Below are 14,412 nucleotides of genomic sequence, written 5' to 3' on the forward strand. Positions count from 1 at the left end.
GAGCAGCTTGCCACCACCCGCCAGAAAGAGGGTGCCCTAGTGATCCGTGTCGTCGTCGCCGACGACCAGGCGCTGCTGCGGGGCAGCTTCAGTGTCCTGGTCGACTCCGAGCCCGACCTGTGCGTCGTGGGGGAGGCCGCGACCGGTTTCGAGGCGGTGGAGCTGGCCCTGCGCGAGCGGCCCGACGTGGTGCTCATGGACGTCCGCATGCCGGGGATGGACGGCATCGAGGCCACGCGCCGGATCGGCGCCGCGGCCAGGGTGCTGATCGTCACCATGTTCGACCTCGACGCCTACGTCTACGAGGGCCTGCGGGCCGGGGCGTCCGGCTTCCTGCTGAAGGACACCGCGCCCGCCGACCTGCTCAACGCGATCCGGGTCGTGGCCGCGGGGGAGGCCCTGCTCGCGCCGTCGGTCACGCGGCGGCTCATCGAGGAGTTCGTCCGCGGCCGGGTCGCGCCGCGCTCCCTGGACGGGGTCACCGACCGCGAGCGGGAGGTCCTGGTGCTGATCGCCCGCGGCCTGTCCAACGCCGAGATCGCCGCCTGCCTGCACCTGAGCCTGGCGACGGTCAAGACGCACATCGGGCGGCTGCTGGCCAAGCTCCAGGCGCGCGACCGCGCCCAGCTGGTGATCGCCGCCTACGAGAGCGGGCTGGTCGGCCCGGCACGATAGCGTCCAAGGCGTGAAGGTCGTTTTCCGCAAGTATGACGGGTCCCTCCACTGGCACCACCCGGGCCGGTTATTGGGGGAGGACGCCCACGGGGTGTGGGTGGGATGCGAGGCGGGCACCTCGGGACAACGCGGCCACGAGCCGCCGGTCGTGTGGGAGCGGGCGTTCGTGATGCTCTTCCCGCGCGACCGGTGGTGGGTGGCGCTGTTCAACGAGATGCCGCACAGCTGCGAGGTCTATGTCGACGTCACCACGGTGCCGGTCTGGGCCGACGGCGAGGTCACGATGGTCGACCTGGACCTGGACGTGATACGGCGGCCCGGCGGGGAGGTCGTCCTCGACGACGCCGACGAGTTCGCGGACCACCGGGTGAAGTTCGGCTACCCGCCGGAGGTGGTCGCGCAGGCGGAGGCGTCGGCCGAGTGGCTGCTGGCGGCGGTCGCCGAGCACCGTGGCCCCTTCGGCGGCGCTCACGAGCCCTGGCTGGCCCAGGTGCGCTCGCCCGCCTGAGCGGCTCGCCGTTCGCCTGCCTGAGCGGCGAGCTGAAGGACGTGGTGCTCATCGTGCCGCAGCTGTGCGTGGGTGGGCTCACCCGCCTGAGCGGCTCGCCGTTCGCCTGCCTTGCGGCCCCAGGGTTCGCCCCGCTGGCGAAGGGCGCTCGCCCGTCGTGCGGCCGGCGTGATGCTGGTCCGGGAGGTGTTGCCCGCGTGAGCGGTGCGAGGCCCGCCGGGAGGGCTGTTGTTCGCTGGTGGGTGGTGAGGCTCGTTCGGAGGGTTGTTGCTCGTTGGGTGAGGGGCGTGATGCTCCTCCGAGAGGGCCGGTCGGTGGCCGACCAGAAGAATTGCAAACGGTTGCTGTCCCTGTGGAAGAATCGGCGCGGACCCGAGACGGTATAGTGGCGTGTGACATTGCACAGAGGTGAGCTGATGATCTATGGGTACGACCCCAGGACCGGAGAGCCCGTCGGCGAGGGGTGGCCGGAAAGCGACGCCCGCCACGTGGACGCCGTCGTCTCGGCCGCCGCGGCGGCGGGAGAATCCTGGCGCGCCACCCCGGCCGCCGAACGTGCCCGGACACTGGAAGCGGTTGCAGAGGCGCTGACCGCCCACGTGGACGAGCTGTGGGCGCTGGCCGACCGGGAGACCGCGCTCGGCGAGGCCCGGCTGCGCGGCGAGGTCGCCCGCGCGGCCGGGCAGTTCCGGCTCTTCGCCCAGGTCATCCGCGACGGCGGCTACCTTGAGGCGATCATCGACCACGCCGACCCGTCGCTCACGCCGCCCCGGCCCGACGTGCGGCGCATGAAGCACCCCCTGCCCGGCGTGGTGGCGGTCTTCGCGGCCAGCAACTTCCCCTTCGCCTTCTCGGTGTCGGGCGGCGACACCGCCTCGGCGCTGGCCGCCGGATGCCCGGTCGTGGTCAAGGCGCATCCGGCCCATCCCGGCACCTCCGAGCGGGTGGCCGAGGTCATCAGGACGGCCCTGCCCGACCCGGCCCTGCTCGACCTCGTCCACGGCATGGCGGCGGGCAAGGACCTGGTGCAGCACCCGCTCGTGGTCGCCGCCGGGTTCACCGGGTCCGTCCCGGGCGGCAAGGCCGTCCAGGCGCTCATCGCCGAGCGCGAGACGCCGATCCCGTTCTTCGGCGAGCTCGGCAGCGTCAACCCCGTGGTCGTGCTGCCCTCCGCCGACCGCTCCCAGCTCGCCTCCGGCTTCGCCGCCTCGCTGACGCTCGGCGCCGGCCAGTTCTGCACCAACCCGGGCCTGGTCTTCGTCCCCGAGGACCCCGGCCTGCTGAAGGAGCTGGCGGCGGCCGTCGAGGCGGCGACCGGCGGGCCGATGCTGGCCTCCCGCATCAGGGACGGCTACCTGAACGGCCTGGAGCGCCTGGGCGGGCTGCAGGTGCTGGCCGAGGGCCGGGCGGGGGAGGGCGCCTGGGCGGTGGCGCCCAAGGTCTTCACCGTGGACCTCGCGACCTTCGCCGAGGGGCTGCCGCACCTGGCCGAGGAGTGCTTCGGCCCGGCGTCCGTCGTCGTGACCTACCGCGACGTCGCCGACCTGCCGGGGGTGCTGGCCCGCCTCGACGGCTCGCTGACCGCCACCGTCCACGCCACCGACCCGGCCGAGGCCGCCTCCGTGGTGCCGGTGCTCCGCCGTACGGCGGGGCGGCTCATCTGGAACGGCTGGCCCACGGGCGTGGCGGTGTGCTGGGCGATGCACCACGGCGGCCCGTGGCCGGCCTCCACGTCCGCGCACACCTCCGTCGGCGCGACGGCCGTCGACCGGTGGCTGGCCCCCGCCGCCTACCAGGACTGGCCCGCCGAGCTGCTGCCGGACGAGCTCAAGGACGACAACCCGCTGGGCATCCCGCGCCGCGTGGACGGCCGCCTGGCCGGCTGAGGTGGACAGGCAGGCCGCCGGTTCGGGGGCCGGCGGCCTGCCGTACGGCGAGAGGTCAGACGGGGATCAGGTCGGGGCCGACGATGTGCCCCTGGTGGGGCTCGGGGTCGTTCTGGTCGTGGCGGAAGTGCCCGGCGTACCAGACGACCACGTTGGCGCCGTCGATGCTCTCGCCGTCGACGAACCGGTCGAGCCGGGCGCGGTTGTCGGGCCCGGGATTGCCGTCGGCCAGCTCGGTCGGCCGGTGACGCAGGAACCACAGGTCGGCCACGCCGTAGGCGTCCGCGGTGTTGTCGTGCTCGCCCGGGTGGATCTGGTAGCCGCGCCCGCTGGACTTGTCGCTCACCCGCCAGAACCTGGCCGGGTGCCGGCGCTTGCGCGCGGTCTCCTGCACGATCCGCACGGCCTCGGGGACGATCGAGCCGGTCTCGTCGAACTGCTCCACCACGTCGTTGGAGGCGCCGTCGATGTCGAAGTCGAACCGCCAGTAGACGTGGTGGCGGTGCCGCATGCAGGTGCGCTCGTTGCGCACGCCGGCGAAGCCGAACCGGGGCTTGATCGTGCCGTCGTCGGCCAGCCGCCAGTCGGACATGTAGCGGTACCAGCCGGCGGCCAGCTCGCTGACGATGCGCAGCTCGCCGTCGTCGTAGTGGAAGGCGACGCCCTGGAAGTTGCCCGCGTCGTTGTCGGGCCGCTCCAGCATGGTCTTGGGCGGCCGGGTGCACAGCCGCCAGCCCCAGCCGACCGGGTCGGTGCCGGTGGCCGAGAAGCGGGTCTCCTCGTTCTGCCAGTCGCGGAAGGTGACGCCGTCCTCCTCGTACTGGACGTTGAGGATCGGCACGTGGGCCTGGCGCAGCACGATCCTGCCGCGGTAGCGGACGTTGCGCAGCTCCACCCCGGATCCGTCGCCGGTGGGGGTGGAGGCGCGCGGCCGGACCACGATGAGGTCCCACAGCTCCTCGCCGGCCTTGACGACGCGGACCCGGACCCGGTCCGGCCCGCCGCGGTCGCGCAGCGCCTCGACGCCCACCGGAAGGTGGGACTCGCAGTCGCCGGGGTGCATCGCCGGGTTCACCCCGGCGGGGGACCAGTCGACCGTGCCCGCCGCCACGTCGACCGCCACGATGCGGTGCTTGCGCTCGGCCGTCGGGTCGTAGATGCCCAGGGTGGGCCGCCGGGTGACGGTGCCGTCGGGGTTCTCCAGGTCCGCCAGCGGCGGCATGGGCTGGTAGATGACGGCTTCCGGCGGGAGGTCGGCGTGGCCGCGCAGCACCTGCGCGGCCCGGCGGAGCTCCTCGCCGCGCGGCACCGGCCGGTAGCCGCTGGGCCGGACCTCGGCGCGCTCCGGAGCGTCGAGGGTGCCGCGCAGCTCGACCGCGCGGTTGGTCACGGGGCTGAACACGGTCGCGCGGAAAGGTGAGCGCTCGTCGGGGTCGTGGCCCAGGGCGGGAGCGGCCTCGGAGATCAGCTCTCCGGGGTCGGCGGCCTCCAGGTGGGCCAGCACCGCCGGGTTGCCGGCGGCCAGCTCGCGGACCTGCTCGGCCGATAACCCGGCCGTGGCGACCGCCTCGATGATGATCTGAACGTCCGCGCTCATGCGCGCCTCCCCGTTTTGTGGTCAATGTCGTCAATTCAGATGTTCACGAAGGAGGTCTAGTTCACACCGGGCCGATGCGGCGCGTCTGAGTGCTGTGACAGGTGTTGACGACGTACCTTTGGCATCATGGCCACCCGTACGCCGAAAAGCGCATCCAAGGGGCCGGCGAAGCGGTCGGCCGCGTCCCGCTCGACCCCCGCGAAGCGGCCGGCGACGGGGGCGGCCCGACCCAGGGCGAAGGCGCCGGCGCGCAGGTCCGTGACCCACCAGGACCCGATCAGCTGGGTCTTCACGATGATCGGCAAGCTCGTCGTGGGCATCTGGATGCTGCTGGCGGGCGCCGTGGGCGCGGCGGCCAGGGCGCTGGGCAACCAGGCCAGGGAGCTGGACCCCGCGCACCGGCGCGACGGTGTGGGCCTGGCCGTGCTCGCCGGAGCCATCGTGCTGGCGGCCATGACGTGGCGCGACGCCCAGGGCACGGTGGCGAAGGTGGTCGACGGCGTGGTGCACGGCGTCTTCGGCTCGCTGGCGTGGGCGCTGCCGCTGCTGCTCGGGCTGCTGGCCTGGCGGTTCCTGCGGCACCCCGACCAGAACGCCGACACCGGCCGCATGGTGATCGGCTGGGGCGCCCTGCTCGCCGGAGTGCTGGGGATCATCCACGTGGCCAACGACACCCCCTACCCGTCGGGCGGCGGCAACGACACCATGGAGCGCGTCTCCCAGGCCGGGGGCATCGTCGGGTTCCTCGTCTCCGCGCCGCCGGACAGCATCCTGCCGCCGTGGATCACCATCCCGCTGCTGCTCCTGCTGTCGGGCTTCGGCGTGCTGGTGATCACCGCGACGCCCGTGCACAGGATCCCCGAACGGCTGGCCGAGCTGCGGCACATGCTGTTCGAGCGGAGCGCCCCCGCCCAGCCCGGGGAGCCGGTCAAGAAGAGGACGCGGCCCAAGAAGGACTCCGGGGACGCGCCGGACGGGGTCAAACCCTACGACACGCCGGTGCTCAAGGAGGGCGACAAGCGCGCCGACCACTCGCCGGAGATCGTGCCCGGCCTGGTGGATGAGGAGGAGGCGCCGGCGGTCAAGGCCAAGCCCGAGCCGCCGCTGCCCACTCCCGCGCCGCGCAAGGTCGAGCAGCTCGTGCTGTCGCCGCAGGCCGGGCCGTACGTGCTGCCGGACCTGGCGGTGCTCAAGCCGGGCAGCCCGCCCAAGCCCGCCACCAAGGCCAACAGCCAGGTGGTCAACGCGCTGACCAGCGTGCTGGAGCAGTTCGGCATCGACGCGCAGGTCATCGGCTTCACGCGGGGCCCGACCGTGACCCGCTACGAGATCGAGCTCGGCCCGGCCGTCAAGGTCGAGAAGGTCACCGCGCTCACCAAGAACATCGCCTATGCCGTTAAATCGGCAGATGTCAGGATCCTGTCCCCGATCCCCGGCAAGTCGGCGATCGGGGTGGAGATCCCGAACGCCGACAAGGACCTGGTGGCGCTCGGAGACGTCCTGCGCTCCCAGGTCGCCCAGGCCGACCACCACCCGATGATCGTGGGCCTGGGCAAGGACGTCGAGGGCCGCACGATCGTGGCGAACCTGGCCAAGATGCCGCACCTGCTCATCGCGGGCGCGACGGGCGCCGGCAAGTCGGTGTGCGTCAACGGCCTGATCACCAGCATCCTCATGCGCGCCACGCCCGATGAGGTGCGCATGGTGCTGGTCGACCCCAAGCGCGTGGAGCTGAGCGTCTACGAGGGCATCCCCCACCTCATCACCCCGATCATCACCAACCCGAAGAAGGCCGCCGAGGCCCTGGAATGGGTGGTGGGGGAGATGGACCGCCGCTACGACGACCTGGCCGCCAGCGGCTTCCGCCACGTGGACGAGTTCAACAAGGCCGTGCGGGCGGGCAAGCTGACCCCGCCGCCCGGCAGCGAGCGCGTCTACCAGCCCTACCCCTACCTGCTGGTCATCGTCGACGAGCTGGCCGACCTCATGATGGTCGCCCCGCGCGACGTGGAGGACTCCATCGTCCGCATCACCCAGCTGGCCCGCGCGGCGGGCATCCACCTGGTGATCGCCACCCAGCGGCCCAGCGTGGACGTCGTCACCGGCCTCATCAAGGCCAACGTGCCCTCCCGGCTGGCCTTCGCGGTCTCCAGCCTGACCGACTCGCGGGTCATCCTCGACCAGCCGGGCGCCGACAAGCTGGTCGGCCAGGGCGACGCGCTGTTCCTGCCGATGGGCGCCAGCAAGCCCATCCGCATCCAGAACGCCTTCGTCAGCGAGAAGGAGATCGCCGAGGTCGTCGCGCACTGCAAGGCGCAGATGCAGGTGGAGTACCGCCCGGACGTCACGGCCGTGGCCTCCGCCAAGCGCGAGATCGACGAGGAGATCGGCGACGACCTCGACCTGCTGCTGCAGGCGGCCGAGCTGGTCGTCACCACGCAGTTCGGCTCCACGTCGATGCTCCAGCGCAAGCTGCGCGTCGGCTTCGCCAAGGCCGGACGCCTGATGGACCTGCTGGAGAGCCGCAACGTCGTCGGCCCCAGCGAGGGGTCGAAGGCCCGCGAGGTGCTGGCCAAACCGGACGATCTACCCCAGCTCCTTGCCGACTTGCGTGGCGAATGACCTTATCCGCTCCTGGGCATGGTGATAACTGATTGAATGTGTATCACTACGCATTGTCAGGGGCGGGGGCGTGATGGAGCAGAGCATCGGCGCCGTGCTGGCCGCGGCGCGGCGGCACAAGGGGCTGACGATCGGGCAGCTCAGCGCGATCACCCGCGTCAGGGAGGCGGTCCTGTGCGCGATGGAGCGCGACGACTTCTCCCTGTGCGGCGGCGACTTCTACGCCAGGGGGCACATCCGGGCCGTCTGCAAGGCGGTCGACCTGGATCCGGTCACCGTCGTGAAGCTCTACGACGAGCAGCACGGCGGCCCGCCCATGCCGGTGCGGGCCGCGGCCGCCTTCCAGGCCGAGCGCGCCATCAAGCTGGGGGAACGGCGCAGCGGGCCCAACTGGACCATGGCTCTGGGGGTGGCGCTGGCGATCGTGGTGGTGTTCGGCGTGGTCCGCGTCATGGGCGGGACCGGCGAGGTGCCCAGCACCGGCATCCAGCCCGCCAGCGTGCCCAGCCCGCTGCCCACCTCCGGCGCCGTGCGCCCGGCGCCCCACCATGGCGAGGCCCGCTCCACGGTCAACGAGGCGGCGGGGAAGCGGCACGTCGTGGTCGTGCGGATGCGGGCGAAGCGGTCCTCCTACGTCAACGTGCGCGACGCCAAGGGCCGCAAGCTGTTCGCCGGCACCCTGTCCGCGGGCAAGTCCACCACGCTGAAGGCCCCCACGGGGATCGACGTGCTGCTCGGCGATGCCGGAGCGGTCTCACTGCAGGTCAACGGCAGGAATCTGGGCACGCTCGGCAGCAGCGGCGAGGTCGTGCGCAGGTCGTTCGGACCCTCCGCCCCCCGACCCAGGTGAAGGGAGTGGCACGGGGCCGATACCGTAGTAGGCACCATGTCATCCCGCCGAACCGTTTCCCTGATCACCCTGGGCTGCGCCCGCAACGAGGTCGACTCCGAGGAGCTGGCCGCGCGGCTGGAGGCCGCCGGCTGGCAGCTCGGTGACGAGCAGCCCGACGTCGTCGTCGTGAACACCTGCGGGTTCATCGAGTCGGCGAAGAAGGACTCCATCGACACGCTGCTGGCCGCCGCCGACTCCGGCGCCAAGGTGGTCGCCGCCGGATGCATGGCAGAGCGCTACGGCAAGGAGCTGGCCGAGGCCCTGCCGGAGGCTGGCGCCGTGCTGTCGTTCGACGACTACGCCGAGATCGGCGCGCGCCTCGACGACGTGCTGAGCGGCCGGCCCCTCACCCCCCACACCCCGCGCGACCGGCGCACGCTGCTGCCCATCACCCCCGTGGAGCGCAAGGGCGCCAGGAACGTCCCCGGGCACGGCGACCTGCCCGTGGGCGTGGCGCCCGCCAGCGGCCCCCGGGTGCTGCGCAAGCGCCTCGACGAGAGCCCGGTGGCCGCGCTCAAGCTGGCCTCCGGCTGCGACCGGCGCTGCACGTTCTGCGCGATCCCCGCCTTCCGCGGCGCCTACGTCTCGCGCCACCCCGACGAGCTGGTGGCCGAGGCCGACTGGCTGGCCCACCGCGGCGTGCGCGAGCTGGTGCTCGTCAGCGAGAACTCCACCTCCTACGGCAAGGACCTGGGCGATCTGCGGGCGCTGGAGAAGCTGCTGCCGCGCCTGGCCGCCGTCGAGGGCGTCGAGCGGGTGCGGGTCAGCTACCTGCAGCCCGCCGAGCTGCGGCCCGGCCTGATCGAGGTGATCGCCGGCACCGAGGGCGTGGCGCCGTACTTCGACCTGTCCTTCCAGCACGCCAGCGGCACGGTGCTGCGCAGGATGCGGCGCTTCGGCGACCCCCAGCGCTTCCTGGAGCTGCTGGAGAGCATCAGGAGGCTGGCGCCGGAGGCGGGCGTGCGCTCCAACTTCATCGTGGGCTTCCCCGGCGAGACCGAGGAGGAGTTCGGCGAGCTCGTCTCCTTCCTGGAGCAGGCCAGGCTCGACGTCATCGGCGTGTTCGGCTATTCCGACGAGGAGGGCACCGAGGCCGCCGGGTTCGACGGCAAGCTCGACCAGGACACGATCGAGGAGCGGGTGCGGATCCTCACCGAGCTGGCCGAGGAGCTGACGGCGCAGCGCGCCGAGGAGCGCATCGGCACCGAGGTCGACGTGCTCATCGAGGAGGACCTGGGCGACGGCGGCTACGAGGGCCGCGCCGCCCACCAGGGGCCGGAGGTCGACGGCTCGGTCACCGTCCAGGGCATCGGCCTGGTCCCCGGCCAGCTCGTGCGGGCGGTCGTCGTCGACGCCGAGGGCGTCGACCTGATCGCCCGGATCAAGGCCGGTCCATGACCAAGGACGAGCGCCGCTTGGTGAGCCCGTGGAACATCGCCAACGTCCTCACCGTGATCCGGCTAGCGCTCGTCCCGTTCTTCGTCGTCTGTATGTTCCTGCCGGGCACGGGGTGGCGCCTGGCCGCGCTGGCGGTCTTCGCCGTCGCCTCCCTCACCGACCACCTCGACGGTGAGCTGGCCCGGCGCTACGGCCTGGTCACCGACTTCGGCAAGATCGCCGACCCGATCGCCGACAAGGCGCTGACCGGCGCCGCACTGGTGTGCCTGTCGCTGCTGGGCGAGCTGCCGTGGTGGGTGACGATCGCGATCCTGGGCCGGGAGCTGGGGATCACGCTGCTGCGCTTCTGGGTGATCCGGCACGGCGTGATCCCGGCCAGCTTCGGCGGCAAGGTCAAGACCGTGCTGCAGATCGCCGCGATCGTGCTCTACATCGTTCCCGGCATGCCGGAGCCGGTGCGCTGGACCGTCATGGGCGCGGCCCTGGCGGTGACGATCGGCACCGGGATCGACTACGTGTGGCGGGCCGTCAGGCTGCGCCGGGTCGCCAAGCGCGTGCGGGGGGAATAGTGGGCGCCGAGGAAGCGCTGTCCTATCTGGTACGGCAGGCCGCGACGCTCGCGGTCGCCGAGTCGCTGACCGGCGGCCTGATCGCCGCGGCCTTCACCTCGGTTCCCGGCGCCTCCAAGGCCTTCAGGGGCGGCGTGATCGCCTATGCCACGGATCTCAAGCAGGGTCTGCTGGCCGTACCGCGGGACCTGCTGGCGCGGGAGGGCGCCGTCCATCCCGACGTGGCGGCGGCCATGGCCCGTGGGGTCGCGGCGCTGTGCGGCGCGACGTACGGCCTGGCCGTGACGGGTGTGGCGGGGCCCGAGCCGCAGGACGGCAAGCCGGTGGGCACCGTCCACGTGGCCGTCAGCGGTCCCGGCGGAACACTTTGGGGTAAAGATCTGCTCCTGGAAGGGTCACGGGAACGTATTCGGGTAGGCACTGTTCATGAGGCAGTCGATCTACTCGAAGGTGTGCTCAAAGCCTCCAAGGGGGAACATTCGGGATGATTACCGTGTTACGTCCCGAGCGAACATGCCAGGCACGGTCTGACGCGGTGTCGGTGGATACGGGTACGGTGGAGCTGTGAGTGAGGTCCGTGAGCCATCTGCAAGCATCGAGAGCCCGGCGGGCGGGCCACCAATGACGCGGCAGAGACGCCCGATGATGTCGGCGAGGAGTATGCACGAGGTCAAGAAAAAGGTCGGGCCAGGGCTGGTCAAGCCGGCCACTCCGGGGAGGGAGCGACAGATGATTCTGCTGCGTCAGCTGCTCGGTGACGTGCTGCGGCGGCTGCGTGTCCGGCAGGGGCGGACCCTGCGGGAGGTTTCGACCCTCGCGCGGGTGTCGCTCGGCTACCTGTCGGAGGTCGAGCGCGGCCAGAAGGAAGCCTCTTCCGAGCTGCTCGCCTCGATCTGCGGCGCTCTGGGTGTGCCGCTGTCGCAGGTGCTGCGCGAGGTTTCCGACCAGTTCGCGCTGGCCGAGCTGCAGGCCGCCCCGGTGCTCGCCGACGTGCCCGAGCACGAGCGTCTGCCGATCGCGGAGACGGTGCCCGGGTCGGTTCCCGACTTCCCCGAGGTCAAGGACATGGTGGCCGCCTAACGCGGCTGACAGCTCCCGCACCACAGGATCAGCCGTTCCTGTGGCTGCGCCCCCATCTCCCCGCGGCTGATGCGACCCCCGCATCGCCGGCAGGGTTTCCCTGCCCTGCCATAGACCCAGGTCTGGTATCCAGGACGGCGATCACCCGTGGTGACGATCGCCGCCGGGTGCGAGCCCGGCGCGACGTTGGCGGCCAGCAGCCGCTGCGCCAGCGCGACCAGACCCTCCAGCTCCGGCACCTCACCCACCGGCCGCCACGGCCACACCCCCCGCAGGAAGAGCGTCTCGGCACGGTAGATCGTGCCGATCCCCGCCAGGTTGCGCTGGTCCAGCAGCGCCTCCCCGATCGTCACCTCCGGCCTGGCCAGCAGCCGCCGTACGGCCTCGGCCGGGTCCCAGCCGGGGCCGAGCAGGTCCGGCCCCAGATGGCCGACCACGCGGTCCTCCTGCGAGGTGCGCACCAGGTCGACCATGCCGAGCTTGACGCCCACGGCCAGCCACTCGGTGTTCGCCAGCACCAGCCTCACCTGGTCGCCGCCGGGGATCCGGCCGCCCGCGGGCAGGATCCGCCAGCTGCCGTCCATGCGCAGGTGGGTGTGGACGGTCAGGTCGCCCTCCACGCGGGTGAGCAGGTGCTTGCCGCGTGAGACCGTTTCCAGGACCGTCCGGCCGGACAGGTCGGCCGTCGCGTGGCGGGGCACGCGGAACTCCGACCGCACCAGGACCCGCCCGTCGAGCGCCCGGCGCAGCCGCGCGGCCGTCCGGTAGACGGCGTCCCCCTCAGGCACGGTGTCTCTCTGGCACGATGTCTTCCCCAGGCGCGGCGGCTCTCGCGGGCCGTCAGTCCCAGGCGGCCGGGTCGGCGGCGAGCTCGCGCACCCGGTCGGGCAGGTCGCCCTTGGCGACGTGCTCCAGGGTGACCTCCTCCAGGATGGCCCGCTCCGAGGCGCGCAGCGCGATCCACACCTGCTGCAGCGACTCGGCGGGGCCGCGGTAGCCGACGTGCTCGGGCCGTTCGCCGCGCACGTTGGCCAGGGGGCCGTCGACGGCCCTGATCACGTCCGCCAGCGAGATCTCCGCGGCGGGCCTGGCCAGGACATAGCCGCCCTCCGGACCACGCTGGCCGCGCACCAGTCCGGCCCGGCGCATCTGGAGCAGGATGTTCTCCAGGTACTTGGGAGGCATGTCCTGCTCCTTGGCGAGCTCACCCACCGTGGTCGGGCCGGCACCCGCGGCGGCGAGTTCGGCGGCGGCACGAAGGGCGTAGTCGACACGAGCGGAAAGGCGCATGTAACCGATTATCCCCCCTGGTCAAGACTGGTTAGCCGCAAGGTCGCCACAACGGGCAGGTGATCGGAGTACGGCACGCGCTCCGCGCTCGCGGAGACCACGGTCAACCCCTCGGTGACCAACACGTGGTCGATGCGCTGGGTGGGGTTGCCGGCCGGGGAGGTCGGCGCGGTCAGGTGGTCCCGCAGCCCGGCCTCCAGCAGGATCCGCATCTCGGGATCCTCCGGGCGGATGTTGAGGTCGCCGGCGAGGATCACGGGCCTGGCCTGCCCCGTGGCGGGCGCGGTCGTGCCGGGAGCGGCCCGCTGGACGTCCTGGCCCGCGGCGAGCGCCCGGACCATGTCCGCGACCTCGGCCGCCTGGCCGTGCGGGGCCTGGAGGTGGGTGTTGACGACGCCGACCTCCCTCTCGCCGAGGCCGAGCACGATGGCCTGCGCCTGGGCCCCGGTGGGGTAGTCGTGCCGCCCCAGCGGGTGGGAGTGTGCCCCGGCCGGGAGGTTGGTGAGCACGGCGTCGCCCCACAGCCGGTCGGCGGCCGGGGCGAAGTGGTAGCGCATGCCCAGGCGCCTGGCGATGCGTTCGAGGTCGTCGTGGCCGCCGTTGAGCAGCCAGCCGCGGTCCACCTCGCTGAGGAGCACCACGTCGGGCTTCTTCGAGGCGGCCCAGTCGGCGATGGCGTCCAGCGAGAGACGTCCGTCCAGGCCGAAACCCATGCGGATGTTGTAGGCGATGAGGGTGAAGGTGTCGCCGTCCTTGGGCTGCTCGTCGGGGAGGGGCCACCAGGTGGCGGCGACGGCGGCCGGGGCGAGGAGCGCCGCGGCGACCAGGGGTTTCCACGGCGAGGGCGTGCGGGGATCCTCAAGGCCGCGAGGGGCGAGGCGTACGGCGAGGCCGCACATCGCCACGGCCACGGCAAGCGGGATCACCGTGTTGGGGAAGCCGAGATCCATGTCGTAGGCGGCGTAGTAGAGGAACACCGCCAGGAGGAAGACGAGCATGCCGCCCAGCAGGCCGCCGCCCGGCCGGACCGCCGTTCCGCCGAGCCGTGCGGTCCGCGACAGCAGCAGGCCGGTCGCGCCGAACAGGAGGACGACGCCGACGGGCGCGACGGGGAGCAGGAAGACCAGGACCGTGCCGAGGAGCAGCAGGCCCGAGGCGAGGACGGCCCCGAGCCTGGAGTGCTCGGGGCGAGGACCCCTGGTGGAGCCGGCGACGAGCAGCGCCGCGGAGAAGACCAGCGCCGCCGTGCCGAGGTGGGCGAGCCACGGGACCTCGGCGGGGGGCACCGTCTCCACCTGGGCCAGGCCCGCCGCCATACCGGTCAGCAGCAGCGCGGGCCCGAACAGGAACCACGCCACGCCCGGCGCGAGGTCCGCCGAGGGCGACGCCTGCCACAGGGACAGCGCGAAACCTCCGCACAGCGCGACCACGCCGAGCCAGGGCAGCACGCCGTCGTGCCACACCAGGTCGACGTTGTCCAGTAGCAGGTGCACCACAATGGACGCGGCCAGCCCGCCGGCCAGGCCGACGGGGACGGCCTTCCGGTCGAGCGTGCGCGCGCAGCCGTACAGGAAGACGATGCCCGCCGACACGCCCGCCGAGGCGGCGGCGAGCTGCCACGCGCCGGTCTGGAGGATCACCCGGGAGGCGGCCAGCGCGGCGGCTCCGCCGTACAGGGCCCATCGGGGTTTCAGGAGGACGGCCAGGAAGGGGAGCGCGAACCACAGCGCGGCGTAGGCGCCCATGAGCTCGGCCGGGGTCTCGCCCGCGCGGCCGAACAGCGTGATCAGTGAGGGCAGGAAAACCCGTAAGACGTCCAGGAAGACAACGATTCCCAGCACGAGCGGCGCAGCGGGCATGAGGCATCCTCACGTCCATCGGCATGGCCTGGCAAG

Annotated in this window: 14 protein-coding genes; 9 read left to right on the plus strand and 5 right to left on the minus strand. The window is 72.3% G+C overall.

The window, feature by feature from the left end; genetic code table 11:
* Positions 1-39 precede the first annotated feature (39 nt).
* The 3 genes from BSB02_RS15090 to BSB02_RS15100 all read left to right on the plus strand — a co-directional run bounded on the left by BSB02_RS15090 (position 40) and on the right by BSB02_RS15100 (position 3,069).
* Positions 40-675 (plus strand): response regulator, encoded by a 636-nt coding sequence (locus tag BSB02_RS15090; protein WP_084959435.1) that lies wholly within the window; start codon positions 40-42, stop codon positions 673-675.
* A gap of 10 nt (positions 676-685) precedes the next feature.
* On the plus strand, positions 686-1,183 hold the full coding sequence (locus tag BSB02_RS15095; RefSeq protein WP_084959436.1) for a DUF402 domain-containing protein: 498 nt from the start codon (positions 686-688) through the stop codon (positions 1,181-1,183).
* Positions 1,184-1,599: 416 nt separating this feature from the next.
* The gene (locus tag BSB02_RS15100) at positions 1,600-3,069 is read left to right on the plus strand and encodes an aldehyde dehydrogenase (NADP(+)) (protein WP_143590688.1); all 1,470 of its coding nucleotides are present in this window, start codon (positions 1,600-1,602) and stop codon (positions 3,067-3,069) included.
* 55 nt (positions 3,070-3,124) lie between these two features.
* Here the strand turns inward: BSB02_RS15100 and BSB02_RS15105 are convergent, their stop codons facing one another.
* Together BSB02_RS15105 and BSB02_RS42225 are read right to left on the minus strand one after the other, a co-directional pair.
* Positions 3,125-4,666: a hypothetical protein gene (locus tag BSB02_RS15105; RefSeq protein WP_084959437.1), complete on the minus strand. Its 1,542-nt coding sequence runs from the start codon at positions 4,664-4,666 to the stop codon at positions 3,125-3,127.
* A gap of 56 nt (positions 4,667-4,722) precedes the next feature.
* Positions 4,723-4,971 (minus strand): hypothetical protein, encoded by a 249-nt coding sequence (locus BSB02_RS42225; RefSeq protein ID WP_240506429.1) that lies wholly within the window; start codon positions 4,969-4,971, stop codon positions 4,723-4,725.
* Between BSB02_RS42225 and BSB02_RS15110 the strand changes: the two genes are divergently transcribed.
* The 6 genes from BSB02_RS15110 to BSB02_RS15135 all read left to right on the plus strand — a co-directional run bounded on the left by BSB02_RS15110 (position 4,961) and on the right by BSB02_RS15135 (position 11,227).
* A complete protein-coding gene (locus tag BSB02_RS15110; RefSeq protein WP_240506430.1) occupies positions 4,961-7,288 on the plus strand; it encodes a DNA translocase FtsK in 2,328 nt (775 codons plus the stop codon). The two genes, BSB02_RS42225 and BSB02_RS15110, sit on opposite strands and share 11 nt — an antisense overlap.
* A 73-nt stretch (positions 7,289-7,361) precedes the next feature.
* Positions 7,362-8,138 (plus strand): helix-turn-helix domain-containing protein, encoded by a 777-nt coding sequence (locus BSB02_RS15115; RefSeq protein ID WP_084959507.1) that lies wholly within the window; start codon positions 7,362-7,364, stop codon positions 8,136-8,138.
* Positions 8,139-8,174: 36 nt separating this feature from the next.
* The gene (gene rimO / locus BSB02_RS15120; RefSeq protein WP_084959439.1) at positions 8,175-9,578 is read left to right on the plus strand and encodes a 30S ribosomal protein S12 methylthiotransferase RimO; all 1,404 of its coding nucleotides are present in this window, start codon (positions 8,175-8,177) and stop codon (positions 9,576-9,578) included.
* Complete coding sequence (gene pgsA, locus BSB02_RS15125) at positions 9,575-10,147, plus strand: CDP-diacylglycerol--glycerol-3-phosphate 3-phosphatidyltransferase (RefSeq protein ID WP_084959440.1); 573 nt, start codon at positions 9,575-9,577, stop codon at positions 10,145-10,147. Before rimO ends, pgsA begins: the two co-directional genes overlap by 4 nt.
* Positions 10,147-10,635, plus strand: a complete 489-nt coding sequence (locus BSB02_RS15130) for a CinA family protein (RefSeq protein ID WP_084959441.1) — start codon at positions 10,147-10,149, stop codon at positions 10,633-10,635. Before pgsA ends, BSB02_RS15130 begins: the two co-directional genes overlap by 1 nt.
* A gap of 241 nt (positions 10,636-10,876) precedes the next feature.
* Entirely contained in the window at positions 10,877-11,227 is a 351-nt protein-coding gene (locus tag BSB02_RS15135; RefSeq protein WP_084959508.1) for a helix-turn-helix domain-containing protein, read from the plus strand.
* Here the strand turns inward: BSB02_RS15135 and BSB02_RS15140 are convergent.
* Genes BSB02_RS15140 through BSB02_RS15150 form a run of 3 tightly spaced genes read right to left on the minus strand, consistent with a single transcriptional unit; the run spans position 11,224 to position 14,376 of the window.
* A complete protein-coding gene (locus tag BSB02_RS15140; RefSeq protein ID WP_084959442.1) occupies positions 11,224-12,015 on the minus strand; it encodes a DNA-formamidopyrimidine glycosylase family protein in 792 nt (263 codons plus the stop codon). The two genes, BSB02_RS15135 and BSB02_RS15140, sit on opposite strands and share 4 nt — an antisense overlap.
* Before the next feature lie 52 nt (positions 12,016-12,067).
* Positions 12,068-12,517, minus strand: coding sequence for an RrF2 family transcriptional regulator (locus tag BSB02_RS15145; protein WP_084959443.1), 450 nt, complete (start codon positions 12,515-12,517; stop codon positions 12,068-12,070).
* Positions 12,518-12,525: 8 nt separating this feature from the next.
* Positions 12,526-14,376, minus strand: a complete 1,851-nt coding sequence (locus BSB02_RS15150) for an endonuclease/exonuclease/phosphatase family protein (protein ID WP_084959444.1) — start codon at positions 14,374-14,376, stop codon at positions 12,526-12,528.
* Positions 14,377-14,412 lie beyond the last annotated feature (36 nt).

The sequence above is a fragment of the Thermoactinospora rubra genome, from assembly GCF_002093975.1.
GTDB classification, from domain to species: Bacteria; Actinomycetota; Actinomycetes; order Streptosporangiales; family Streptosporangiaceae; genus Nonomuraea; species Nonomuraea rubra_A.